Origin of the sequence: Kitasatospora sp. NPDC098663 (assembly GCF_044760075.1) — a bacterium.
Lineage (GTDB): Bacteria > Actinomycetota > Actinomycetes > Streptomycetales > Streptomycetaceae > Kitasatospora.
The window spans coordinates 1-24,420 of record NZ_JBIWAP010000052.1 but is presented as its reverse complement, the minus strand read 5'-3'; the positions used below and the strand labels follow the sequence as shown (position 1 = coordinate 24,420).

Below are 24,420 nucleotides of genomic sequence, written 5' to 3'. Positions count from 1 at the left end.
AGGGTTGCCGTGTGGTTGGGGACACACGGGTTCCTGATGTGTGACATGTAAAATGGCACAGCGATTGCGGCCGGGGGAAGGCTTGCGAACGGATTCGCGTCGGGCGAGATCGAACCGTTGCCGGATCAACGCGCCGTCAGACCGGCGACGGGGGTGCGATCCGGAGTAAAAGCGGTGAAACCCTCAGGCGGCCGCTGCCCGCACCAACGGCGTCAACGCCGCGAACTCCAGCGGCGCCGAAGGATCCACCGACAGCTCCGCCGGAGCCGGCTCGGCGCCGGAGCGGACCAGCAGGTCGCCGATCGCCGCCACCATCGCCCCGTTGTCCGTACAGAGCCTCAACGGCGGCACCCGCAGCGTGATCCCGGCCGCCGCGCAGCGCTCCTCGGCCAGCGACCGCACCCGGGAGTTGGCCGCGACCCCGCCGACCACCACCAGGGTGCCGATCCCGTGATCGGTGCAGGCCCGCACCGCCTTGCGGGTCAGCACGTCGGCGATCGCCTCCTGCAACCCGGCCGCCGCGTCCGGCACGTACGGGTCCGAGCCGCCCGAGTGCTGCGCCTCCACCCAGCGGGCGGCGGCCGTCTTGAGCCCGGAGAACGAGAACGCGTACGGGTCGTCCCGCGGTCCGGTCAGCGGGCGCGGCAGGCGGACGGCCGTCGGGTCGCCCTCCCTGGCCGCCCGGTCGATCGCCGGTCCGCCGGGGTAGGGGAGGCCGAGGATCCGGGCGACCTTGTCGAAGCACTCGCCGGCCGCGTCGTCCAGGGTGTCGCCGAGGTGGACGATCGGATCGCGGGCGAGGTCGCGCACCAGCAGCAGCGAGGTGTGCCCGCCCGAGACGATCAGCACCACGCAGGGGTTCGGCAGCGGCCCGCCGTCCAGCGTGGCGGCGGCGACGTGCCCGGCCAGGTGGTGCACCCCGTACAGCGGGACGCCGAGCGAGAACGCGTAGCCCTTGGCCGCGGCCACCCCGACCTGGAGCGCCCCGGCCAGCCCCGGGCCGGTCGTCACCGCGACGGCGCCGACGTCGTCGAGCGTCAGCCCGGCTCGCGCCAGCGCCTCGCCGACCACCGGCGCCATCGCGTGGACGTGCGCCCGGGCGGCGATCTCCGGCACCACCCCGCCGAAGCGGGCGTGCTCGTCCATCGACGACGCCACCGCCTGTCCGAGCAGCACGCCGTCCCGGACCAGACCCGCGCCGGTCTCGTCGCAGGAGGACTCGATCCCCAGCACCACCGGCGATCCGGTCATGGTCACTCACCCTTGTCACTCATTACATGTACTTGTGACCATTGTGCCCGACGAGACGTGCGGAATAAGCAGGAGCCCATGCTTCGTTCCTGCAACCCATACGCAATAGTGTTGTCCCGGCACGATCACCACCGTTCAACCCGCCGAAAGGGGCCGTGTCCTGATGGGCACCTACTCGCTTCCCGACCTGCCGTACGACTACTCCGCGCTCGAGCGGGCGATGTCCCCCGAGATCCTCGAACTGCACCACTCCAAGCACCACGCCGCCTACGTCAAGGGTGCGAACGACACCCTGGACCAGCTGGCCGAGGCGCGCGACAAGGAGCAGTTCGGCGGCCTGGTCGGCCTGCAGAAGACCTTCGCCTTCCACCTGTCCGGCCACGTGCTGCACTCGCTGTTCTGGCAGAACCTCTCCCCGGAGGGCGGCGACCGCCCCGAGGGCGAGCTGGCCGACGCCATCACCGAGCACTTCGGCAGCTTCGAGGCCTTCCGCAAGCAGCTCACCACCGCCACCACCGGCGTGCAGGGCTCCGGCTGGGGCATCCTCTCCTGGGAGCCGCTGGCCAAGCGCCTGATCGTCGAGCAGGTCTACGACCACCACGGCAACGTCGGCCAGGGCACCACCCCGCTGCTCGCCTTCGACGCCTGGGAGCACGCCTACTACCTGCAGTACCGCAACGTCCGCCCCGACTACGTCGAGAAGCTCTGGGACGTCGTCAACTGGCAGGACGTCTCGTCCCGCTTCGCGGCCGCCAAGGCCGTCTGACGCGGACCAGCTGATCGGCCCCGGCCGGAATGACGGTTTCCAGGGGCCGCGGCGACACGCGGTCGGTTCGATCAGGCCGCGAGCAGTCCATGCAGGCGCCCGGCCGGGGCTTCCCGGTCGGGCGTTCTGCGTGCTCGTCCGCAACGCGCGCCGCGTCCGGAGGCGCCATGGGCTCGCTCCTGGCCGATCCGCCGACCGGCTGCCCGCCCCCGATGGCCAGCTGAAAGGCCTCGGGTAGCGCCCGGTCGTGAGGCACCGCCCTCCGTGTCCGCCCGGTGAACTCGTGAACTCGACCCCTTCTGCGGAGAGTTGTGGGAGAGCTGCCCGTTGGCCGTGTTGCTCGGCGGCCGCATTCGGCCATTCATCATCCTTGAGGCATCACGCAGACCGGCGGGGGATAGAGAATCTGAGCACTGTGGGTGTCCGTGTGACAACGGTTGAGTGACTCAGGGGGTACCAGCACATGGCAAGCACCCGTGTCATCCATGCTCGGGCGGAGAAGTTCGCCGAGGACGGATTCGTCGTACTGCCCGGCTTTCTCCCAGCCGACCTCGTCGACCGTCTCCGGCCGGAGGTGGACAAGTGGGTGGACGCGGGTTGGCGTCAGAGTTCGATCGACGCGTCATTGCGGTCGGACGCGGGGCCGCCGCAGATGGTCGAGCTGGACCTGGAGGCACACGGTGAGCTTGCCGTGTATCCGCCGCTCATGGACCTCCTGAGCAGCCCCGGTCTGCTGGGAGGGGCGTTCGTCTTCCACCATCTGCACAGTGACCGCAGACCGGCTGGGGGAGGCGGCAAGAGCTGGCACCACGACTTCGAACAACGGCCCCAGCGCGACAGGCGCTTGCACATGATCCACGCGTTGCACTACATCGACGGGCTCCGGCCTGACCTGGGTGCCCTGGCCGTGCTGCCGGGATCGCACCTGGAGGTCGCGGAGAAGGACGCCCGCAGTCATCTGGGAACGGACGTGCTGCCCGGCGAGGTGGTCATCGACGACCTGCCGCCCGGGTCGACCGTCGTCCTCCACTCGGCGCTCTTCCACACCCGCCGGGCCCCTTCCGGGTCGGATCCGAGCGCCGCACCGCGCTACATGATCGACGGTTCCTACTGCCGCACGGGCACGCTCTGGCCGCCGGTCAAGCCGTACTGGCGGCACGTGCTGGCGGTGGCACGCTCGCGCGGCCTGGGCGAGGGGTGGCCGGAGCTCTTCGCCGAGCGGCACTTCAGCGAGTACGAAGAGGCGGGGAGACGCCGCGCATGAGCGTGTCAGGAGCGGTCCCGTTCGAAGCGCTTCCGCGGCATGTCGCCGAGGCCGAGCCGCACCGCATGCAGGCCTGGGCAGAGGCCGGGCAAGGGGTGTCCGGCGGCTGGTTCGAGGCGTTCGCGGCCGGCCTATCCCCGGCCCACGTAGGGCATGGCACTGGGCATGACCAGCACGGACTGGATGTTCACCCCCGGTGGCAGAGCGGCCATGGTCCGCACCATGTCGACGACGTGCCGCACGTCCATGGTGGGTTCGGCCTGCCGTGACCCGTCGGCCTGGAGGACCGCGGGCTGCGGGCGGTCCTGCGGGGTGACGTTGCCGATGTCGATCTGGCCGCACGAGATGTCGTGGCGGCGGCCGTCCAGGGACAGCGAGCGCGTCAGCCCGGACACCGCGTGCTTGGCCGCGGTGAACGCGATGGAGTCCGGCCGGGGCACCTGAGCGGACGGTGCTCCGTTGTTGATGATCCGCCCTCCGCGCGGCGTCTGCCCCTTCATCACCCGGAACGCCTCACGGGAACAGAGAAAGGTCCCGGTGGCGATGGAGTCCATCACGCGGTGCCAGTCGTCGATGCCCACGTCCTCGGTCGGGGTGTACGGCATGACGTCGGCGGCGTTGTTGAACAACACGTCCAGCCGTCCGAACCGGTCCACGACGAACCCGAACAGCTCGCCCACGGCGGCGGGATCGGTGATGTCGGCGGCGAACGGGACGGCACGGTCGCGGTCGGCGACAGGGGCCGACGCCGCCGTCTCCTCCAGCGCCTCCTTGCCCCGGCCCACCAGGACCACCGTCCAGCCGTCCGCCAGCAGGCCCAGTGCGCACGCCTGCCCGATGCCCCTTCCCGCCCCGGTGACGACCACCGTCTTCTCCGCCACGTCCCTGCCCGTCCTCTCCTCGGAAAACCCATGTGCCCGAAGGGCCTTCCGAGTGTGCCCGAGCAACCCTCACCCAAACAGGAGCCGCACATGAATGGCCGTATCCAGGCGCCGGGCGAACCAGACACCAGCCGTGCCTGGTTCGCCCGGGCCCAGGCATCGCTGGCCGGCGGTATCAGTTCCTCCTCCCGGCTGACCTCGGCCGGACCACGTTCCTATCCGCTCTACATGGCCAGCGGATCCGGCGCGCGCATCCGGGACGTGGACGGCAACGAGTACGTCGACTACCTCATCTCCTACGGCAGCGCGATCCTGGGCCATGCCCATCCGCAGCTCACCGAGGCGCTCACCGCCGTCCTGCGCACCGGCACGATGTTCGGCACCTGCAACACCGTCGAAGTGGAACTCGCCGAGCTGATCCGCGAGATGGTGCCGTGTGCGGACCTCATCCGGTTCGCGAACTCCGGAAGCGAGGCGGTGCAGGGGGCCGTGCGCGCCGCCCGCGGATTCACCGGGCATTCGAAGATCCTCAAGTTCGAAGGCCACTACCACGGATGGTCCGACACGCTGGCGGTCTCCAACCGCCCCGACGCATCCCAGGCCGGCCCCTACGCCGCCCCTCGGTCCGTACCTCATTCGCCCGGCATCCCGGACGGTGTCGTGGGCGACGTGGTCGTCTGCCCCTGGAACGACCCGGCGGCGCTACGCGAGATCCTCGACGCCCACCGAGGGGAACTCGCCGCGGTCATCTGCGAACCGATCGTCGCCAACAACGCCTGCACGATGCCCGAGCCGGGCTACCTCGACCTGCTGCGGGAGGAATGCTCGGCGCGCGGGATCATGCTCATCTTCGACGAGGTCTGCACCGGATTCCGCACCGGGCCCGGAGGAGCGCAGACGCTCTTCGGGGTCGTGCCGGACCTCGCCGTGTTCTCCAAGGCGCTGGGCGGTGGTCTGCCGATCGCCGCCTTCGCAGGACAACGACACGTGATGGAACCCCTGGCGCAAGGACACGTCAAGCACGGCGGCACCTACAACGCCTCTCCGCTGTGCGCGACTTCCGCCCTGGTCACGCTGCGCTCGCTGAACCAGCCGGACGTCACCAAGCGCATCGACGAGAGCGGCCGGCGGCTCATGGAGACGATTCGGCGCGCCGCCCACGACCGGCGCATCCCCTGCGCCGTGCAGGGCGTCGGCGCGATGTTCCAGGCCGTGTTCACCGCCGACGGCACGCCGACCCGTCAGTACCGCGACCTGCTGGGCGTCGACCGGGCCCGCTCCGACGCGTTCCGCCACGAGCTCCTCAAACGCGGAGTCCACGTCAACGCCTACGGCATGGCCTGCTGGTTCGTCGCCGCCGCGGTCACGGACGACGACCTGGACGCCACGTGTGAAGCCTTGGGAGAAGCCTTCAGCGTCCTGTGAGTGAGGACGCCGACGCTGCCGCCGCCAAGGAGATCGTCTGAGGGCGGCCGGTGGGTCCTGGGTGGTTCCCGTAGTCCTTGAAGCCGGGTTGTCCGGTTCCCGTGCTCCACGGCGGACCGTCGGCGCGGCGTGCCGGTGGAGGCGTCGGCGCGAGCACCCGAAGACCACAGAAGCGCCGTGCCCCACCCACGCGTGGGTGGGGCACGGCGCACGACCTCCGCTCGCTCTGCGAGGTGGCGTAGTGGCGCCCGTTGCGCGCCTGGTGCGGTGGGTGCTCTTCTCTTCTGCCGGGGTGGCCGCATTCACAGGGCACCGGGACCGCCGTCATCGGCGTGCCCCCTGCGGCCACAGCACCTCAACCGGTACGCCTCGCCCTTGCGCATACGAGACCACGTCCGCTGTCCCGCCGTAGCCGCGAGCCGGCAGGCCGTCCCAGACGGCGAGGAGCTTGTCGGCCTGGGCTACCAGGACCTCGCTCCCCGCCATGTGCGCGGCTTCGTCGGACTCCACCCGGCCGGTTCGGTGAACGGCGTTGGCACTGCTCAACAGCCGGTCGTAGACGGGGTGGTGCCAGTTCGGCAGCCCGTCCCGGTACTGATCCGCCGGAATGACGGCCTCCAGCCGAGCCCCCCGTTCGAGCGCGATCTCCGCCAGCCACGCGTCCGGCCCGTCCGCGATGCAGGACACGACTGTGAGGTCGTTGGGATCCTCGCTCGCGAGGGCGTCTTCGAGTAGCCGCCGGACCTGGCTCTCGACCTCGGGCGTCAGCCCTCGGTGCCCCGTGATCCCGATGCGCATCACATTCCTTCCCTAGAGATAGACGTCGTGCAGGCGCTCGTCGAACGCCCGGACGATCTTGGGTGGCGAGGAGGTACTGACCGACCGCCGAAGTACGCGGCCTTTCTCGATGATTCGTCCTGAACGGTACTGGAGGCCGATCCCCAGAGCTTGCGAGGCGAGTGCGAATGCCGTGTCGATCCGTCCTGCGGCGAGATGGCCTGCCGCGAGGTCCAGCAGCAATAGTGCGCGCTGCTTTGCGTGGCTGGTAGTGAGAAGAGTCCCTGCAGGGTCCGAGACCCACCTGGAGAGTCCGAGCTTGGCGCCGCAGGTCACCCTGAAGGCGGCAACCTTGGACTCGTCGAAGGCGAACACCCAGGGCCAGGGCGGCGGTTCGTCTCCGGTGTTGGCTTCGACCGTTGTTCGGCTGCGTGTCAATGCGCGGTCGGCACTTCGCTGGTCGCCTGCGGCGGCGTGTCCGAGTGCCTCCACTGATGCGAGCCATGCGTCGGCGATCACGGGTGCCCCAGGCTTCAGGAAGCTGCGGGCCTTCTGTGCGAGGTTGAGCGCCTGGACCGCGTTGCCGGTGTGCGCCTCGAACTGAGCGAGACTTCCGGCTTGGTACGCGGCAAGGAGAGGACTTGCTCCCGATCGGGCGGCTTTGATCGCAGCTCCGTAGAACGACCGTGCGGACCCGTGGTCCCCCATGTCCCAAGCCAGCCATGCGGCCAGGCTCGCCGCCTCGCTCGCGACGCCGGCGAGCCCGATTCGATGGGCCTCCGTCCGCGCCGAGCCGACCAGCCCCTGGATCAGCCGTAGGTGGGAGTGGACGACATCGGCCAGCTCCCGTGAGGGGGTCGATCCGTCCAGCCGACGGTAGGAGGCTGTGGCAAGACGGAGTGCGACGGCCTGTTGCTCGCCCTCGTCCGAGAGGCCTGAGACGGCCGCGAGCACGGGAGATGCGGCGATCGCCGCGGATGCTCCCAAGAATTGACGTCTTTCCACGTTCTCAGTTTCGATTCGTGTCTGAATCGTAGATTCGGCAAGGCCGAGCAGAGTCGGCGGGATGCCCAGATGGTGCGACACCCGCAGCAGCACATCCATGGCATACGGGCTGATGCCTCGCTTCTCCAGTCGCGAGATGGCTGATTGTGACAGTCCGCAAGCCTCTCCCAGTTGCGACTGCGTCATGCGCCGGTGGGTTCGAGTCAGCTCAATGATCTTGCCGTAGTTCTTCGTCCGGGACACATCCCGGATCACTGCCGAATTCCAGTTCAACAGCCCACCCAACGCTACGAGCCATGCCAAGCCAAATGATGCAGTCCGATGCGCTCCGCGCATATCCGTATGCGGGCACCGCATCATCGATGGTCTCACGATCGTGACGGACTGTTGACTGACGGTAAGAAATTGGCTGTGCGCTGGTGTCCTGGCAGCCGCCAGGACACCAGCGTCGGCCCGGCACTGGCAGTTGGCTTGCCCGGCTGGCTTGGAGGGTGTCCGTGGTAGTCAGTCCACTGAGTAATGCCCGGTTTCCGGTGCCTCTTGAGTGGGGCGTGCCGCCGGGGGCCGACGCCGTGCCGGCGGCGCGGCGGTTGGTGGGGGCGATCGTGCGGGAGTGGGGTGTGCCGCTTTCGGTTGATGCGCTCGGGGAGGTGGAGCTGTGCGCCAGCGAGGTGATCGCCAATGCGCTCGTGCACACCAAGGAGCGCTGTGTCGTTACCGTCCGGTGGTGTGCCGGGCGGGTGCGGGTGGAGGTCGCCGATCGGTGCCCGGAACTCCCGAGGCGCGAGCTCGACGTCGGCTCGACCAGAGGGCGTGGCCTCCTGCTCGTGGAGGCGCTGGCGCACGCCTCGGGGTGGCACCCGGCGGGGGTGGGCAAGGTGGTCTGGTTCGAGTACCTGGAAGCCGCCGAAGTGCCGTGCCCCACGCATGGGTGGGGCACGGCGCTGGACCTTCACGCGCTGCGAGAGGTGGCGTAGTGGCGCCCGCCCGGTCATTCCGGCGGGCCCCACCCCGGGGACCGCGCCGTCAGGCACCGACGTGCATACTTGCCGGACGATCAGTAGGACGTAGAGGTGATGACGCGGTGAAACTGGCTGAAGCGCTCGCGCTGCGCGCGGCTGCGGTGCGGCGGGTGGAGCAGTTGCGGGCGCGCGTCGTCGGCAGTGCCCGGTACCAGGAGGGCGAGGAACCGGCCGAGAGCGCGGCGGAGGTCCTGGCCCAGGCCGGGGAGGTGCTGGACGAGTTGGAGCGGCTGATCCGCCAGATCAACCGGACCAACTCCACGGCGCTCATCGAGGGCGGCGGAACGCTGACCGACGCGCTCGCCCGCCGGGACGTCCTGCGGCTGCGCCACTCGGTGATCACCGCGGCCGCCGACGCCGCCTCCGGGCGCGACCAGCACGGAGCCGTACGGCAGTTGCGGTCCGAACTCAGGATCCTCTCGGCGCTGCCGGTCGCCGAGCTCCGCGCCCAGGCGGACGCCCTGGCGAAGGAGATCCGCGAGGTGGACACCCTGATCCAGCGCACCAACTGGGAGATCGACCTGATCGAGGACTGACCCCGCAAGCCGGGTGTGGGAAGCAGGTAGTCGTCACGGAGGCGTGCACACACCGCGGGCCGGCGGTTCATCCGGCCCTTGGCGCGTGAAGAGCAACGCAGGGGTTCGATTCCTCACCGAACAACGCAGCTCAGCATCGCGTACAGGTGACAGAGCACACCGCACAGCTCACCACCACGTGCAGATCCGGACGACGAGGGCGGGAACGGGGCGCCCCACACCCGGTGCGAGGGCCGTGCACACCAGCACGGCCCTCGCACCTACTTCACCCCGGAGCCACTCGGGAAGCGCCGTCAGGGGGCGCCTCCGGTCAGGGGGTCCCGAAGAAGGCGTCCAGGATCTGCTGCGCGGCCAGCCCCGCCGGGAGGGTGCCGGCGCGGACCTGGGCCTCCAACTCGACCGACAGCCGCCGCACTTCGGGGTGTTCGTGCAGCCGCGCGTAGAGCTGGTCGTGGACCATGGCCCACGTCCACTCGACCTGCTGGTCGCGCCGCTTCGCGGCCAGCGCGCCGGTGGCGTCCAGTACCTTGCGGTGCTGCTGCAGCCGCTCCCACAGCACGTCGAGTCCGGCGCCGTCCCGGCCGCTGCAGGTCAGCACCGGCGGCGTCCACGCCGCGTCGGGGGCCTGCAACAGCCTTAGGGCGCCCGCGAGTTCGCGGGCGGCGGCACGGGCGTCGGGTTCGTGCGGGCCGTCGGCCTTGTTGACGGCGATGACGTCGGCCAGCTCCAGGACGCCCTTCTTGATGCCCTGCAACTGGTCGCCGGTGCGGGCCAGGCTGAGCAGCAGGAAGGTGTCGACCATCCCGGCGACGGCGGTCTCGGACTGGCCGACTCCCACCGTCTCGATCAGGACCACGTCGTAGCCGGCGGCCTCCATCACCACCATGGACTCCCGGGTGGCCTTGGCGACGCCGCCAAGCGTCCCGGAGGTGGGCGAGGGGCGGACGAAGGCGTGCGGGTCGACGGCGAGGCGTTCCATCCGGGTCTTGTCGCCGAGGATGGAGCCGCCGGTGCGGCTGGACGTGGGGTCGACGGCGAGCACCGCGACCCGGTGGCCGAGCCCCGTGAGCATGGTGCCGAAGGAGTCGATGAAGGTCGACTTGCCGACACCGGGTACGCCGGTGATGCCCACCCGGACCGCGCCGCCCGCGTGCGGCAGCAGCCGTTGGAGCAGTTGCTGCGCGAGCGCGCGGTGGTCGGGCCGGGTGGACTCGACGAGGGTGACGGCGCGCGCGATCCAGGCGCGCGAGCCGTCGAGGACACCCGTCACATAGCTGTCGAGGTCGATCGTCCGCGGAGGCATGCGATCAAAATCTCACAGCTCGTGGCCGAGATCGGCCGCCAGTGAGGTGAGCAGGTCGTAGGCGGCGTCCGGGATGACGGTGCCCGGCGGGAAGACCGCCGCCGCCCCCGCCTCGTACAGCGCGTCGAAGTCCTGCGGGGGGATCACCCCGCCGACGACGATGGTGATGTCCTCCCGGCCGGCCTCGGCGAGTGCGGTGCGCAGCGCGGGGACCAGGGTGAGGTGCCCGGCGGCGAGCGAGGAGACGCCGACGATGTGCACGTCCGCCTCGACGGCCTGGCGGGCGACCTCGTCGGGGGTCTGGAAGAGCGGGCCGACGTCCACGGTGAAGCCGAGGTCGGCGAAGGCGGTGGCGATCACCTTCTGGCCGCGGTCGTGGCCGTCCTGGCCCATCTTGGCGACCAGGATGCGCGGGCGCCGGCCTTCGGCCCGCTCGAACCGCTCGACCAGGTCGCGGGTGCGCTGGAGGGAGGCCGAGGGGCCCGCTTCGTCTCGGTACACACCGGAGATGGTACGGATCTGGCCGCTGTGCCGGCCGTACACCTTCTCCAGGGCGTCCGAGATCTCGCCGACGGTGGCCTTCGCCCGGGCCGCGTTGACGGCCAGGTGCAGCAGGTTGCCGTCGAGCGAGCCGCCGCGCTGCGGGCCGGCCTCGGCGGCCCGGGTGAGCGCGTTCAGCGCGTCCTGGCAGGCCGTCTCGTCGCGTTCCTCCCGGAGCCGGCGCAGCTTTTCGAGCTGGCGGGCGCGCACCGAGGAGTTGTCGACCTTGAGCACGTCGATCTGCTCGTCGCTGTCCACCCGGTACTTGTTGACGCCGATGACCGGCTGGCGGCCGGAGTCGATCCGGGCCTGGGTGCGGGCGGCGGCCTCCTCGACGCGCATCTTCGGGATGCCCGCGTCGATGGCCTTGGCCATGCCGCCGGCGGCCTCGACCTCCTGGATGTGCTGCCAGGCGCGGCGCGCCAGGTCGTGGGTGAGCTTCTCGACGTAGGCGGAGCCGCCCCACGGGTCGATGACCCGGCAGGTGCCGGACTCCTGCTGGAGCAGCAGCTGGGTGTTGCGGGCGATCCGGGCGGAGAAGTCGGTGGGCAGGGCCAGCGCCTCGTCGAGCGCGTTGGTGTGCAGCGACTGGGTGTGGCCCTGGGTGGCGGCCATCGCCTCCACGCAGGTGCGGGTCACGTTGTTGAACACGTCCTGGGCGGTGAGCGACCAGCCGGAGGTCTGCGAATGGGTGCGCAGCGACAGCGACTTGGCGTTCTTCGGGTCGAACTGCTTGACCAGCTTGGCCCACAGCAGCCGGGCCGCGCGCAGCTTGGCGACCTCCATGAAGAAGTTCATGCCGATCGCCCAGAAGAACGACAGCCGCGGCGCGAAGGCGTCGACGTCCAGGCCCACGTCCAGGCCCGCGCGCAGGTACTCCACCCCGTCGGCCAGGGTGTAGGCCAGCTCCAGGTCGGCGGTGGCCCCGGCCTCCTGGATGTGGTAGCCGGAGATGGAGATGGAGTTGTACCGGGGCATCTTCTGCGAGGTGTACGCGAAGATGTCCGAGATGATCCGCATCGACGGCTGCGGCGGGTAGATGTAGGTGTTGCGGACCATGAACTCCTTGAGGATGTCGTTCTGGATGGTCCCCGCCAGCTTCTCGGGTGCCACCCCCTGCTCCTCGGCGGCCACGATGTACAGGGCCAGGACGGGCAGGACGGCGCCGTTCATGGTCATCGACACCGACATCCTGTCCAGCGGGATGCCGTCGAAGAGTTGGCGCATGTCGTAGATCGAGTCGATCGCCACGCCCGCCATGCCGACGTCGCCGGTGACGCGCGGGTGGTCGCTGTCGTAGCCGCGGTGGGTCGGCAGGTCGAAGGCGACCGAGAGGCCCTTCTGGCCGGCCGCCAGGTTGCGGCGGTAGAAGGCGTTGGACTCCTCGGCGGTGGAGAAGCCCGCGTACTGGCGGACGGTCCACGGCTGGTTGACGTACATGGTCGGGTACGGCCCGCGCAGGTACGGGGCGATGCCCGGGTAGGTCTCCAGGAAGTCCAGGCCGGCCAGGTCCGCGGTGGTGTACAGCGGCTTGACGCCGATGCCCTCGGGGGTGTCCCAGACCAGCTCGTCGACGTCCTTGCCGGTGGACTGCCGCCAGGCGGCCCGCCACTGGCCGTCGGTGACGTCCCCGGAGGGATCCCCGTTCAGCCCGATTCCGGTGAAGTCGGGGATCATCGTGCCACTCCGATCTGGTCGAGCAGGGAGGTGAGGACGGCGATGGCGTCCCCGCCCGCGTGGATGAACTCGTCTACTCCTGCCGGGGTTTCGCCGAGTCGACCGGCCAGCAGCACCCGTCGGGCTCCGGCCGCCTTCAGCGCGCCGGCGACGGCCTCGGCGTGCTCGCCGTACTGCGCGTCGCTGGAGCACAGGCAGGCGGCGGTGGCGCCGGAGGCGGTGAAGGCCTCGGCGAAGGCAGCCGGGTCGACGGACTCCAGCGAGGTCGTCGCGATGCCGCCGGCCTGGAACAGGTTGGCGGCGAAGGTGGTGCGCGCGGTGTGCGCGGAGGCGGTGCCGATCGAGGCCAGGAACAGCTTCGGCCGCTCGCCGGTGGCCGCGAGCTGCGCGTCCGAGCGGTCGCGCAGCGCCTCGTACGCCTCGGCGCGGCGCACCTGCGGCAGCCCGCCGCCCGGTGCGGCCGGGGCCGGTTCGCGGACCAGCGGCTTTTCGTCCAGGTGCGGGAACTCGCTGACGCCGGTGACGGGTTCGCGCCGCTTGGCGAGCTTGACGGAGCGCTCCGCCCAGGTCGCGGCGATCCGCTCGCGGACCGTCCCGTCGGTGAGCGCCGCCTGCTGGCCGCCGGCCCGCTCGATCTCCTGGAACCAGGCCCAGGCGGCCGCCGCCAGCTCCTCGCTCAGCTGCTCGACGTACCAGGAGCCGCCGGCCGGGTCGATCACCCGGGCGAGGTGGGACTCCTCCAGCAGGATCGACTGGGTGTTGCGGGCGATCCGGCGGGCGAAGGCGTCCGGCAGGCCGAGGGCGCTGTCGAAGGGCAGCACGGTGACGGCGTCGGCGCCGCCCACGCCGGCGGCGAGGCAGGCGACGGTGGTGCGCAGCATGTTCACCCACGGGTCGCGGGCGGTCATCATCACCCGGGAGGTGACGGCGTGCTGGCGCTGCGCCGAGGCCGTCGCGGAGGCTCCCGACACCTCGGCGACGCGGGACCACAGGCGGCGCGCGGCACGGAACTTGGCGATGGTGAGGAACTGGTCGGCGTCGGCCGCGTAGCGGAACTCCAGCTGGCCGAGCGCGGCGTCCACCGGCAGCCCGGCGGCGGTGAGCGCCCGCAGGTAGGCGACGCCGGTGGCGAGCGAGCAGCCCAGCTCCTGGGCGGGCGAGGCGCCGGCCTCGTGGTAGGGCAGGGCGTCCACGGTCAGCGCCCGGACATGGGGGTACTCGGCGGCGCAGCGGGCGGCCAGCGCGGTGGCCTCGGCGAGCAGCGCGGTGGTGCGCCCGGTCTCGCCGGTGCGGGCCTGGAGGCCCAGCGGGTCGGCGCCGAGGTTGCCGGCGGCGGCGCCGGGGGAGACCTCGCGCTCCTCGTACAGGGCGAACAACTGCTCGGCGGCGGCGGTGAATTCGGGCCCGGCGTCGAGTGCCACGGCGGCCAGGTCGAGGTACACGCCGGTCAGCGTCTCGGGCAGGGCCGTGACGGGCAGGCCCGCGCCGCCGAGCTCCAGCCAGAGCGAGCCGACGCCGTTCTCCAGGTCGGCCAGGACCGCCTCGTTGGTGCGCCGGCGGTCCGGGTCGGCGTGCCGCTGGCGGACGTCCCAGCCGGCGACGACGGCGCCCTGCGGCCGGCCGCCGCGGACGAACGGGGGGAACCCGGGGTAGCCGGCTTCGGCCGGGGCGTCCTCGGCGGTGTACAGCGGGCGGGCGCGCAGCCCGTCCGGGAGTTCGGTGGTGAGCGCCCGCTCGGCTGCGGCGCCGTCCGCGGGGTGCGCGCCGGACTTGCGCAGCACGCCCTCGACGAGCTGCTGCCACTGCTCGCGGTGTGCGGCCGGGAATTCGGCGGCGAGGGGGAGCCCTTCGGGCAGGACGTTCATGACCGCAGGTTAGCGCTCGTTCGCAGGCCCGCAGGAGGGGCGGTCCGTGTGACCTTTCCCTCGATTCGGCACGTTCTCAGCACTCCGGGCGGCGAGGAGTGCCGCGGACGGTGGCACCCGAGGTCAACGCCGGTGCCGGGGGCCACGATCGATCGCCCGGAACAGTCCGGAACAGGGGGATTGCGGAACCCCTCCACTCATCTATTAAGTTACTTCGAAGAAGGTGGGTGGGGACCGAACCCCCGTAGGTCCTCGCCCGCCTTCGCCGTCCCCTGCCGTCCCCCGAAGGAGAGCCCCCCGCCATGGGAAAGCGTCGCAAGCCCAGCCCCCCGAGCCGGGCCCGCATGGCGGTCCTCACCACGGCCATGGCCGGCGGCGCCGTCCTCGCCTCCGGCACCGCCCACGCCGAGCCCACCCCCAACCTGGCCTCCGTCAAGGAGCAGGTGGACAAGCTCAACGAGGAGGCGGAGCAGGCCGTCGAGCAGTTCAACGGCTTCCAGGAGAAGCAGCAGAAGCTCCAGGGCGACGCCGGCAGGATCCAGGAGAAGGTCGCCCGCGGGCAGGAGGCGATGAACGAGCTGCGCTCCCAGCTCGGCGCCGTGGCCGCCGACCAGTACCGCACCAACGGCATCGACCCGTCCTTCCAGCTGATGCTCGACTCCGACCCGGCCGCCTACCTGGAGCGCGCCTCGGTGCAGAACCACCTCGCCGACTCCCAGATATCCCTGCTCAAGCAGGCCCAGAACGAGCAGCGCAAGCTCGACCAGGACCGCGCCGAGGCCACCGCCACCCTGGCCCAGCTCGACTCCGTCGGCACCGAGCTGGGGGAGAAGAAGAAGCAGATCCAGGCCAAGCTCGCCCAGGCGCAGGGCATGCTCAACAAGCTGAGCGCCGAGGACCGCGCCAAGATCAACGCCCAGCAGAACGCCGAGAAGGCCAAGGCCGAGGCCCAGGCGGCGGCCGCCGCCGACCGGGCCTCCCGCTCCTCGGAGCGCCAGAACATGAACACCCCGGCGCCGCCCGCCAGCGGTCGCGCCGCCGCCATCCTCCAGTTCGCCTACGCCCAGCTCGGCAAGCCCTACGGCTGGGGCGCGACCGGCCCCAACAGCTTCGACTGCTCCGGCCTCACCGGCGGCGCCTACCGCTCGGCCAACGTCAAGCTGCCCCGGATGTCCCAGGACCAGTGGAACAGCGGCGCCCGCGTGCAGCGCGCCGACCTCCAGCCCGGCGACCTGGTCTTCTTCTACCCCGACATCCACCACGTGGGCATCTACATCGGCGACGGCAAGATGATCCACGCCCCGCGCACCGGCAAGAACGTCGAGGTCCTCCCGATCAGCGCCATGCCGTACGTGGGCGCCGTCCGGCCGTAGGAAGTCCGGCACGGGCACCGGCAGTCCGACAGCCCGGCAGTCCGACAGCCCGCTCCCGCCTCGGCGGGGGCGGGCCTTCGCGTTCTCCGGCTCCGCCCGGTCCTCCTCGTGTGGCGGAACGCGGAAACAGGACCATCGGGGAAGTACTTGCCCCTACAGTCTCCCCACACCCCCAGGGTCGTCACGGAGAGGGAGCACCATGGCCGACACGCCCGCGCCCCGGAGCATCGAGAGCTACGGCTACCAACAGGAACTCCGCCGGTCCCTGACCTTCACCGACCTGCTCGTCTACGGGCTGGTCTTCATGGTGCCGATCGCACCGTTCGGCATCTTCGGCGGTGTGTTCCAGGGCTCCGGCGGCATGGTCGCGCTGGCCTACGTCCTGGGCATGGTCGCGATGATGTTCACCGCCCTGTCCTACGCCCAGATGTCGCGGGCCTTCCCGATGGCCGGCTCGGTGTACACGTACGCCGGGCGGGGCATCGCGGCGCCGGTCGGCTTCCTGTCCGGCTGGATGATCCTGCTCGACTACGTGCTGGTGCCGGGGCTGCTGTACCTGGTCGCCGGTGTCGCCATGAACTCGCTGGTCCCGTCCGTCCCGGTGTGGCTCTGGCTGGTCGGCTTCGTGCTGCTCAACACCGTGGTCAACTACCTGGGCATCGAGACCACCTCCAGGGTCAACAAGGCGATGCTGGTCGGCGAACTCGTCGTGCTGGCGCTGTTCGTGGTGGCCGGGGTGATCGCGCTCGCCTCCGGCAGGGGCCGGGGCTTCGACCTCACCCCGCTCTACAACGCGCACACCTTCTCGTGGAGCCTGGTCTTCGGCGCGGTCTCGATCGCGGTGCTCAGCTTCCTCGGCTTCGACGGGATCTCCACCCTCTCGGAGGAGAACCGGGACTCCACCAAGGCCATCGGCCGGTCGATGGTCGCCGCGCTGCTGCTCGCGGGCACGCTGTTCATCGTGCAGACGTGGGTGGCCGCGCTGCTGGTGCCGGACCCGGGCGCCCTGATCCGGGACGGCGATCCGAACGGCACCGCCTTCTACGACGCGGCCCGCACCGCCGCCGGCGGCTGGCTCGCCACGCTGACCGCCGCCTCCACCGCCGTCGCCTGGGGCTTCGCCAACTCCCTGGTCGCCCAGGCCGCCACCTCGCGGCTGCTGTACGCGATGGCCCGGGACCGCCAGCTGCCCGCCTTCCTGGCCCGGATCCACCCCGCACGCCGGGTGCCGGTCAACGCCACCCTGCTGACCGCCGCGATCTCGCTGCTGCTCGGCCTCTACATGGCCTCGCGCGACGACGGCATCACTCTGCTGAGCACCCTGGTCAACTTCGGCGCGCTGACCACCTTCCTGGTCCTGCACGTCGCCGTCGTCGTCCACTATCTGATCCGCCGACGCAGCAAGGACTACTGGCGCCACCTGATCGCGCCGGTCCTGGGCTTCGCGATCCTCGCCTACGTGGTCGTGAACGCCGACATAGCGGCCCAGCGGCTCGGCTTCGTCTGGCTGGCCGTCGGCGCGGTCGTGCTGGCCGGGCTGGTGGCCACCGGCCGCACGCCCCGCCTGGCCGTCACCGACGCTGAATCCGTCACCGACGCTGAATCCGCCGCCGAGCCCGACCCCGCCACCGAGCCCGACCCCGCCGCCGGGCCCGATCCCGCCACCGGGCCCGATCCCGCCACCGACGCGCCCACCACCCGCGAGGAGAACCCGTGAGCCTGCCCGAGACCGTCCAGCTGGCCCCCGCCCCGGCCGACTACGCCTACACCTTCGGCGGACGCGAACCGCTCGTCACCGTGCAGCCCGGCACCATCGTCGAACTGACCACCGAGGACTGCTTCGGCGGCAAGGTGCGCGGCACCGGCGACCTGCCCAGCCAGGTGTGCGTCTTCCCCTACCTCAACCCGGTCACCGGGCCGATCGCGGTGGCGGGCGCGGAGCCCGGCGACGTCCTCGCGGTGCACTTCGTGGAGATCACCCCGGCCCGGGAGTACGGCGTCTCCAGCACCTTCCCGCACTTCGGCGCGCTGACCGCGACCCACAGCACGGCGATGCTGCACCCGCCGCTGGAGGAGCGGGTCTGGGTCTACGAGCTGGACCTCAAGGCGGGCGTCTGCCGATTCCGGGCCCGGAACAGCGATTTCACGGTGGACCTCCCGCTCGACCCGATGCACGGCACCGTCGGGGTCGCCCCGGCGGCCGGCGAGGTGCTGGCCTCGATCACGCCGGGCGCGCACGGCGGCAACCTGGACACCCCCGAGATGCGGGCCGGCACCACCGCCTACTTCGGGGTCAACGTCCCGGGCGGGCTGCTCGCCATCGGCGACGGCCACGCCCGCCAGGGGGAGGGGGAGGTGTGCGGGACGGCGGTGGAGGCGGCCATGCGCACCACCGTGATCGTCGACCTGGTCAAGGGCGGCGGACCGGCCTGGCCGCGGCTGGAGGACGACCGCTTCCTGATCAGCACCGGCTCGGCCCGCCCGCTGGAGGACGCGTTCCGGATCAGTCAGCACGACCTGGTCGGCTGGACCGGGCACCTGCTCGGCCTGGACCAGCTCGACGCCTACCAACTGGTCAGCCAGGCCGGGCTGGCACCGGCCGCCAACGTCTGCGACACCAACTACACGATGGTCGCCAAGCTGCCGAAGAGCCTGCTCGGGCGGGTCCGCGCCTACGACGGCCTGCACGACCGCCTGCGCGAGACCGCTGAGGCGTACCTGCGGCACCGGTAGGGCTGGTCCGGCATCGTGACCGGGGGGTGACGGACGCCCTACGGGTGCGGCGCGCAGGCCAGCAGGTACGGCAGCAGCGGAAGCGCCGGCACCACCGTCCAGGAGGCCAGTTGGCGCCTTCGCCGGCCGTGCCCCGGGCGGGCCAGTCGGCGGACCCGGGCCAGCACCCCGGTGGCGGCCACCGCCAGCGCCCCACCCGACGCGGCGTACGGCATCGCGCCGGACGTCGCCAGGGCGCAGAGCGCGGAGGCCAGTTCGCTGCGCGACACCCGCGCCAGCGCGGCGTCGTCGGCCGCCATCTCCAGCAGCAGCCCCACCTCCGCCCGCCCGCGGCGGGCCAGCGGCAGCGGGCCGAACAGCAGGGCGAAGGTGTCCGCCGGCAGCCGGAACAGGTGGTGGCGGCCGCGGATGTGTCCGTGCTCGTGCGCCACCGCCGCGGCCAACTGCCGTTCGTCCAGCAGCCGCAGCGCCCCGCGCGACAGGACCACCCGGGAGCTTCGGCCGGGCAGGCAGTAGACGGTCGGGTGGGCGTGTTCCAGGATCAGGGCGCCCCAGCGCCCGTCCCGGACGGCGACCAGGTCCAGCATCGCCCGGTGCCGCCGGCGCGCCCGCCCGGCCCGGAGGCCGACGGCCGCCACCACGGTGGCGATCGCGGCCCCGGCGGCGGCCAGCAGCCACCAGTCGTGGGTGTGCGGGGCCACGGGACCGGGCGGCTCCTGGTGCGGGAACAGCCCGACCAGCCCGGCCGGCTCGTGGGCGAACGGCTCCACCGCGTGGTGCGCCGCCAGCAGCAGCGCGACCAGGAAGGAGGCCATCAGGGCCAGCCAGAGCGCGGCGCCCGCCGCCGGGCGCGCCTGCAACCGGGCCGAGCCGGCCAGCCGGCGCGGCAGCAGGACCCCGGTCACGGCCAGGTGGAGGCCGAGCAGCGCGAGGGTCACTCGGCGTCCCGGGCCTTCACCTGCTCCAGCGCCGCCAGCAGCGCGGACGCCTCGTCGCTGCTCATCCCGTCGACGAAGTGCAGCAGCGCACCCGCCCGGTCCGGCGTGGTCTCCAGCGCCTGGCGCATCAGCCGCGCGGTGTACGCCTCCCGGGTGCAGGTCGGCTCGTACGCCCAGGCCCGGCCCACCTTGTCCCGGCGCAGCCAGCCCTTGGTGTGCAGGATGTCGGCCACCGTGGTGACGGTGGTGTACGCGACCGGCCGCCGCCGCTGGAGGTCGTCCACCACCTCGCGTACGGTGGCGGGCCGGCCCCAGGACCACAGCCGGTCCATGATCTCGGCCTCCAGGTCGCCGAACCCGCGCAGCACCGCCGTTCTCTCCCTCGCCGACCGCCGGCGCCCTTCGCCCGCTGGAACCCGCCCATGGTACGGCGCTCTCGCGCGGGGGTCGCCCGTGCACGCCGAAGCCCGCCCCCCGTTTCGGAGGGCGGGCACCGGTGTGCGCCAGGGGTCAGGACAGCCGCCGCCCCATCGGGATGCGGGAGCGGGTCAGCAGGGCGGCGAGCAGCCCGGCCAGCACCGGGAGCACCAGGACGACCAGCAGCAGCTGGCCCCAGGGGGCGGTGATCAGGGCCGGGTGGCCGCCGAACCCGCTCGCCCGGGACTTCAGCAGGCCCACCGCGGGGACGAAGCCGTTGACCGCCCCGAGCAGCGCCCCGAGCAGGGCGATCATCGCGCACTGCAGTCCCGCCATGGTGCGGCGGATCCGCGGCGGTGCGCCGACGGCGGCCAGGGTGGCCTGGTCCTGGCGGGAGTCGGCGGCGGCCAGGCCGGTGGCGATGCCGGCGGCGCCGAGGACGACCAGTGCGGCGAAGCCGCTGAGGGCCAGGGTGAGGGCGTCGCCGCGGGGCTGGAAGCCGCGCTCGACCTCCAGCTGGGCGGCCCGGTCGAGCCGGACGACGGCGGCCTCGGCGCGCTGCTGGGCCTTGCGGTCGGGCGGGGTGGCGGGCACCCAGATCGAGCCGGTGGGCTTGGCGGTGAGCCCGGGCAGGAGCTTGGGCAGCGCCGAGGGCAGGATCAGGCCCTGGGCGAAGCGGGCGGCGGTCGGGTTCTCGACCAGGACGGCGTCGGCCGGGATCTCCTGGAGGTCGGGCTTGGGGATCTCGCCGGGCTGGAGCGGCGCGCCGGAGCTGCCGCGCAGCTGGAGCACCGCCCGGCCGTCGCCGGCGAGGAAGGCGCGGTCGAAGACCAGGACCTTCCCGGCGGCCAGGGCCTGTTCGGCGGCCGGGTCGTGGATGCCGAACTGGGTGCGGAGCATGGCGGCGTCCCCGGAGGCCAGGCGTGGCGGGCCGGACGCGGTGCGCCAGTTCACGGTGCCCTTGAGCTGGACGGTGCTGGAGCAGTTCGTGCAGAACTGGTACACCGCTTCGCCGAGGTCGGCGCGCGGCCCCAGGTCGGTCAGCTGCTTGCCCACCTCGGCGCGCAGGCCGTCGAGTTGCGGCCCGTCGACGGTGGAGAGGAGCTGCACGGCGCCGTACGGGGCCTGCGGCCGGTAGTCGCGGCGGTTCTCGGCGTCGGTGCTGGTGCTGTAGACGCCGATGGCGACGGCCCCGGCCACGGCGGCCATCACGGCGGCGACGGCCGGCGCGGTGCGCGAGCGGTGCCGGGCGGAGTCGCGCAGGGCGAGTCGGGGGCCGAGCGGCAGCCGCTTGGCGAGCCGGCCGAGCAGGGCGACGAGTGCGGGGGTGCAGGCGAGCAGGCCGAGTTCGGCGATGACGGAGCCGCCGAGCACGGTCAGCGTGCGGGTGTCGTAGGTGCCGACGACGGGCATACCGCCGTGTTGCAGCGCGCTCGCGCCGTACAGGGCCAGGGCGGCGCCGGCGGCGAGCAGCAGCACACCGAGCACGGTGACCCAGCGGTTCGGGGCCTGGACGGTGTCCCGGTCGGTGAGTCCGGCGGTGACGCTGCGGCGGGCGGCCTGCCGGGCGGGCAGCGCGGCCGCGAGGAGCGCCGTCAGCAGGCCGATCCCGCCGATCGCGAGCAGGTCCAGTGAAGGCAGGGCGAAGTGCCCGAAGCGGGCGCCGCCGGCCCGTTCGATCCACGGGCGCAGCCCGGCGACGAGACCGCCGCCGAGGACCACGCCGACCACGGCCCCGGCCGCGCCGAGGACGACGGCGCCGCCGAGCACCACCGCGCCGACGTGGGTCCGCCGGCCGCCGGCGGCGCCGAGCAGCGCGAGCTGGCGGCGGGAGCGGCGGGCGCCGACCGCGAAGGCGGGCCCGGCGAGCAGGGCGACCTCCAGCAGGCCCATGCCGGTGACGGTGGCCACCACGACCTTGGTGTTGTCGTCGGCGGAGGGGCCGAAGGAGTGGTAGGCGTCCCGGTAGTAGGGGACGGCGGCGCGCGGCGGCGGGGCGAGCGCGACCGAGCGGGCGGTGAGGGTGTAGCCGTGGGCGTTGAACTCCTGGACCTTGGCCCAGTCGAGGGTGGCCCCGGCGGGGAGCCGGACCAGCCAGGCGCCGCGTTCGGGCTCCGGCGCTGCCGCGGCCGGGCCGCCGGGAGGCGTGGCGGCGGCGAGCTGGCTCAGCAACGCGCCCGGCTGGGCGACGAGTTCGACCCGGTGGAGATCGTCCGGGTGCTCGACGACGCCGGTGATGGTGAAGGTGGTCCGCTCCAGGCCCGGGAAGGTGGTGGTGCCGCCGACGGCAAGCCCGGCGTTGTCGAGGAAGGCCCGGGTGGCGGCCAGTTCGCGCGGGCCGCCCGGGGCGTGGCCGTCGACCAGGTTGAGGCGGCCGTGCCAGAGCGGGTCGGTGAGGTCGGCCTCGGTGGTGAGGGCGCGGACGAGGCCTTCGGGGGAGGTCGCGCCGGTCTCCGGGCCCTGCCGGGCGGAGGTGAGCACGCTGCCCGGCGGCAGCAGTCCGGTGACCAGGGTGACCGGGTCGGTGCCGGCGCCCTTCTGCTGCTCGGCCGTGGGCGGCTGCCCGGGGCGGGGCTGGGCCGCGAAGACACCGTCCTCGGCGACCGGGGCCTGCTCGACGGTCCGGCCGGGGGCGAGTGAGGTGACCAGGGCGTCCGCCCCGCCCAGCACCCGTTCGACCCGTTCGGCCGGGGTGAGCTGCCCGCTGCGGTGGACGACGTCGGCGCCGGTGACGCCGAGGACGGGCAGCGCGATCATGGCGACGATCAGGGCGCTGCGGCCCTTGGCGCGCAGCGCGTCGCGGCGGGCGATGCGCAGGGCGACCTTCCAGGCGCCGAGTCTCATCGGGCCACCTCGCCGAAGCCGTCGGCCGGGTGGCCGAAGTCGCCGACCGCGTGGCCGGCGCCGGTGGCCGCGTGCCCGGCCCCGTCGGCCGCGTGGCCGTAGCCGTCGGCCGGGGCGCTGAGCGGCTCGGCGGTCAGCCGGCGCTTGCCGGTGCGCCGCCCGTGGCTCTCGGAGGCGACCGCGCCGTCCTTCAGGTGGACCACCCGGTCCGCCCAACTGGCGTGCGAGGCCTCGTGGGTGACCATCATCGCGGCGGCCCCGGCGTCGCATCGGGCGCGCAGCACGGCGAGCACGGCCTCGCCGGTGGCGGAGTCGAGGGCGCCGGTCGGTTCGTCGGCGAGGACGAGGCGGCGCTCGCCGATCAGCGCGCGGGCGATGGCGACGCGCTGCTGCTGGCCGCCGGACATGTCGTCGGGGAAGCGGTCGGCGAGTTCCCCGATGCCGAGTTCCTCCAGGGCGGCGAGCGCCTCGCGGCGGGCGGTGCGTCCGGAGACTCCGTCGAGTTCGCGGGGCAGCGAGATGTTCTCGGCGGCGGTGAGGGCGGGGATCAGGTTGTAGTCCTGGAAGACGTACCCGATGGAGCGCCGCCGAAGGTCGGCGAGCCGGCCGCGGCTGAGGCCGCCGAGGGCCACGCCCTCGACCAGGATTTCGCCGTCGCTGGGCGCGTCGAGCCCGCCGGCCAGGGTCAGCAGGGTGGACTTCCCGGAGCCGGACGGGCCCATGACGGCGACGAACTCGCCGGGGTGGACGGCCAGTTCGACGCCGCGCAGGGCGTGTACCTCGGCGGCTCCCCGCCCGTGCACCCGGGTGACGTTGGCCAGGTGCAGGACGGGTGCGGATCGGGTCGGATCGCTGTGGGACACACTTCCCCCTCGTGAGCTGTTGAGCTGTATATGTCGGTGAACTATATATGCCGGATGGGGGTGCACGTCGAGGGGTGGGTTTGGTCAAGCTTCTACAAAGCTGTCGAAGTTCGGTCGAAACGCCGCTATCCGGGTGAAGGGGAGGGTCTATGCTTGACGAGGTTTGAAAGGCACCTCGTTCGGTGAGGCGTCTTCACGGACACAGGCCACTGACCCGACGACGTCGAGAGACGCCCAGGTTCAGGACAGGTCTTCCCGAGTTAAGGGTTGACCCCAAGTGGCTTCCGGCCCGACCGGGTTGGACACGCCGTGGAGTGCCAAAGCTCTGACGAGTTGGGGTGTGCCGGTCCCGTGGGCCGGTCCGCTCCTTGCCGTGTCGCGATGCGGTGCACAGACGTGCGCCCCCGACCGGGAGGAGGCGAGAGACATGGACTGCGATAGTCCGGGCCATAGTCGCCCCTACCCCCGCATGCTCTCGATCACCTCCGGCACGCGGTAACAACCTTCCCTGCGCGCGTTCACCTGACGCTGCGTCATGCGCTCGACCGCGCCCCGACGCACGACGTCTGACGCCTCGTCATGTCCTCACGGCCGCCGCCGCTCAGCGTCGCCGTGCGGTCCGGCGGCATGTGCTCGCAGGGAGGATCGCTGCTGCGTGCCCCCTGTCGCCCCCTCAAGGAAGGGGGCAGGGAGGCCCTGCCATGACCAACGTGATGCTGGACCCGAAGGTCCCCACCACCACCCGCACCGCCGTGCTCGACGACGCCCACGTCGGCGACATCAAGGGTGCGCTCGGCACCATCCGGCTCGACGACACCACCCCGCGCCACGGCCTGTCCGCGCGGCTCAAGACCCTGCTCGCGATCGTGGGCCCCGGCCTGATCGTGATGGTCGGCGACAACGACGCGGGCGCCTTCTCGACGTACGGACAGGCGGGGCA

General features: G+C 72.1%; 19 protein-coding genes, 1 pseudogene and 1 riboswitch. Of the genes and pseudogenes, 9 read left to right on the top strand and 11 right to left on the bottom strand.

The window, feature by feature from the left end; all coding sequences use genetic code 11:
• Positions 1-183: 183 nt before the first annotated feature.
• Positions 184-1,251, bottom strand: coding sequence for a tRNA (adenosine(37)-N6)-threonylcarbamoyltransferase complex transferase subunit TsaD (tsaD, locus tag ACIQVZ_RS36445; RefSeq protein ID WP_402456157.1), 1,068 nt, complete (start codon positions 1,249-1,251; stop codon positions 184-186).
• A gap of 163 nt (positions 1,252-1,414) precedes the next feature.
• Here tsaD and ACIQVZ_RS36440 point away from each other — a divergent pair, with 163 nt between their 5' ends.
• Entirely contained in the window at positions 1,415-2,017 is a 603-nt protein-coding gene (locus tag ACIQVZ_RS36440; protein ID WP_350886711.1) for a superoxide dismutase, read from the top strand.
• A 463-nt stretch (positions 2,018-2,480) separates the two neighbouring features.
• A complete protein-coding gene (locus ACIQVZ_RS36435; RefSeq protein WP_402456155.1) occupies positions 2,481-3,281 on the top strand; it encodes a phytanoyl-CoA dioxygenase family protein in 801 nt (266 codons plus the stop codon).
• Between the two features lie 131 nt (positions 3,282-3,412).
• On the opposite strand, the gene ACIQVZ_RS36430 is transcribed toward ACIQVZ_RS36435, so the two are convergent.
• Entirely contained in the window at positions 3,413-4,162 is a 750-nt protein-coding gene (locus tag ACIQVZ_RS36430) for an SDR family oxidoreductase (RefSeq protein WP_402456153.1), read from the bottom strand.
• Between the two features lie 90 nt (positions 4,163-4,252).
• Between ACIQVZ_RS36430 and ACIQVZ_RS36425 the strand changes: the two genes are divergently transcribed.
• Complete coding sequence (locus ACIQVZ_RS36425) at positions 4,253-5,587, top strand: aspartate aminotransferase family protein (RefSeq protein ID WP_402456151.1); 1,335 nt, start codon at positions 4,253-4,255, stop codon at positions 5,585-5,587.
• A 324-nt stretch (positions 5,588-5,911) separates the two neighbouring features.
• Here the strand turns inward: ACIQVZ_RS36425 and ACIQVZ_RS36420 are convergent, their stop codons facing one another.
• Both ACIQVZ_RS36420 and ACIQVZ_RS36415 read right to left on the bottom strand, forming a co-directional pair.
• Positions 5,912-6,385: a hypothetical protein gene (locus ACIQVZ_RS36420; RefSeq protein WP_402456149.1), complete on the bottom strand. Its 474-nt coding sequence runs from the start codon at positions 6,383-6,385 to the stop codon at positions 5,912-5,914.
• A gap of 12 nt (positions 6,386-6,397) precedes the next feature.
• Entirely contained in the window at positions 6,398-7,642 is a 1,245-nt protein-coding gene (locus ACIQVZ_RS36415) for a helix-turn-helix domain-containing protein (RefSeq protein ID WP_402456147.1), read from the bottom strand.
• Between the two features lie 218 nt (positions 7,643-7,860).
• Between ACIQVZ_RS36415 and ACIQVZ_RS36410 the strand changes: the two genes are divergently transcribed.
• Both ACIQVZ_RS36410 and ACIQVZ_RS36405 read left to right on the top strand, forming a co-directional pair.
• Entirely contained in the window at positions 7,861-8,346 is a 486-nt protein-coding gene (locus tag ACIQVZ_RS36410) for an ATP-binding protein (RefSeq protein ID WP_402456145.1), read from the top strand.
• 107 nt (positions 8,347-8,453) lie between these two features.
• The gene (locus ACIQVZ_RS36405; RefSeq protein ID WP_350887180.1) at positions 8,454-8,927 is read left to right on the top strand and encodes a DIP1984 family protein; all 474 of its coding nucleotides are present in this window, start codon (positions 8,454-8,456) and stop codon (positions 8,925-8,927) included.
• Between the two features lie 310 nt (positions 8,928-9,237).
• Here ACIQVZ_RS36405 and meaB read toward each other — a convergent pair whose 3' ends face one another.
• Genes meaB through ACIQVZ_RS36390 form a run of 3 tightly spaced genes read right to left on the bottom strand, consistent with a single transcriptional unit; the run spans position 9,238 to position 14,312 of the window.
• The gene (gene meaB / locus ACIQVZ_RS36400; RefSeq protein WP_402456143.1) at positions 9,238-10,230 is read right to left on the bottom strand and encodes a methylmalonyl Co-A mutase-associated GTPase MeaB; all 993 of its coding nucleotides are present in this window, start codon (positions 10,228-10,230) and stop codon (positions 9,238-9,240) included.
• Positions 10,231-10,242: 12 nt separating this feature from the next.
• Complete coding sequence (gene scpA / locus ACIQVZ_RS36395) at positions 10,243-12,447, bottom strand: methylmalonyl-CoA mutase (protein ID WP_402456141.1); 2,205 nt, start codon at positions 12,445-12,447, stop codon at positions 10,243-10,245.
• On the bottom strand, positions 12,444-14,312 hold the full coding sequence (locus ACIQVZ_RS36390) for a methylmalonyl-CoA mutase family protein (RefSeq protein WP_402456139.1): 1,869 nt from the start codon (positions 14,310-14,312) through the stop codon (positions 12,444-12,446). Before ACIQVZ_RS36390 ends, scpA begins: the two co-directional genes overlap by 4 nt.
• A 302-nt stretch (positions 14,313-14,614) precedes the next feature.
• Between ACIQVZ_RS36390 and ACIQVZ_RS36385 the strand changes: the two genes are divergently transcribed.
• The 3 genes from ACIQVZ_RS36385 (at position 14,615) to ACIQVZ_RS36375 (ending at position 18,418) form a co-directional block, all read left to right on the top strand.
• Positions 14,615-15,685 carry an NlpC/P60 family protein gene (locus ACIQVZ_RS36385; protein ID WP_402456137.1) on the top strand — a complete coding sequence of 357 codons (1,071 nt, stop codon included), beginning with the start codon at positions 14,615-14,617 and terminating at the stop codon, positions 15,683-15,685.
• 199 nt (positions 15,686-15,884) lie between these two features.
• A complete protein-coding gene (locus ACIQVZ_RS36380; RefSeq protein ID WP_402456135.1) occupies positions 15,885-17,402 on the top strand; it encodes an APC family permease in 1,518 nt (505 codons plus the stop codon).
• Positions 17,399-18,418 (top strand): acetamidase/formamidase family protein, encoded by a 1,020-nt coding sequence (locus ACIQVZ_RS36375; RefSeq protein ID WP_402456133.1) that lies wholly within the window; start codon positions 17,399-17,401, stop codon positions 18,416-18,418. The genes ACIQVZ_RS36380 and ACIQVZ_RS36375 overlap by 4 nt, the downstream gene beginning before the upstream one ends.
• A 38-nt stretch (positions 18,419-18,456) precedes the next feature.
• Here the strand turns inward: ACIQVZ_RS36375 and ACIQVZ_RS36370 are convergent, their stop codons facing one another.
• From ACIQVZ_RS36370 to ACIQVZ_RS36355, 4 genes are all read right to left on the bottom strand, one after another.
• Complete coding sequence (locus ACIQVZ_RS36370; protein ID WP_402456131.1) at positions 18,457-19,356, bottom strand: M56 family metallopeptidase; 900 nt, start codon at positions 19,354-19,356, stop codon at positions 18,457-18,459.
• Complete coding sequence (locus tag ACIQVZ_RS36365; protein WP_402456187.1) at positions 19,353-19,721, bottom strand: BlaI/MecI/CopY family transcriptional regulator; 369 nt, start codon at positions 19,719-19,721, stop codon at positions 19,353-19,355. The genes ACIQVZ_RS36370 and ACIQVZ_RS36365 overlap by 4 nt, the downstream gene beginning before the upstream one ends.
• 145 nt (positions 19,722-19,866) lie before the next feature.
• A complete protein-coding gene (locus tag ACIQVZ_RS36360) occupies positions 19,867-22,617 on the bottom strand; it encodes an FtsX-like permease family protein (protein ID WP_402456129.1) in 2,751 nt (916 codons plus the stop codon).
• Positions 22,614-23,480 (bottom strand): ABC transporter ATP-binding protein, encoded by an 867-nt coding sequence (locus ACIQVZ_RS36355; RefSeq protein ID WP_402456127.1) that lies wholly within the window; start codon positions 23,478-23,480, stop codon positions 22,614-22,616. Before ACIQVZ_RS36355 ends, ACIQVZ_RS36360 begins: the two co-directional genes overlap by 4 nt.
• Positions 23,481-23,647: 167 nt before the next feature.
• A riboswitch (M-box (ykoK) riboswitch) is annotated at positions 23,648-23,825 on the top strand.
• 356 nt (positions 23,826-24,181) lie between these two features.
• Between ACIQVZ_RS36355 and ACIQVZ_RS36350 the strand changes: the two are divergent.
• Positions 24,182-24,420, top strand: a pseudogene (locus ACIQVZ_RS36350) (manganese transporter); the annotation flags it as partial.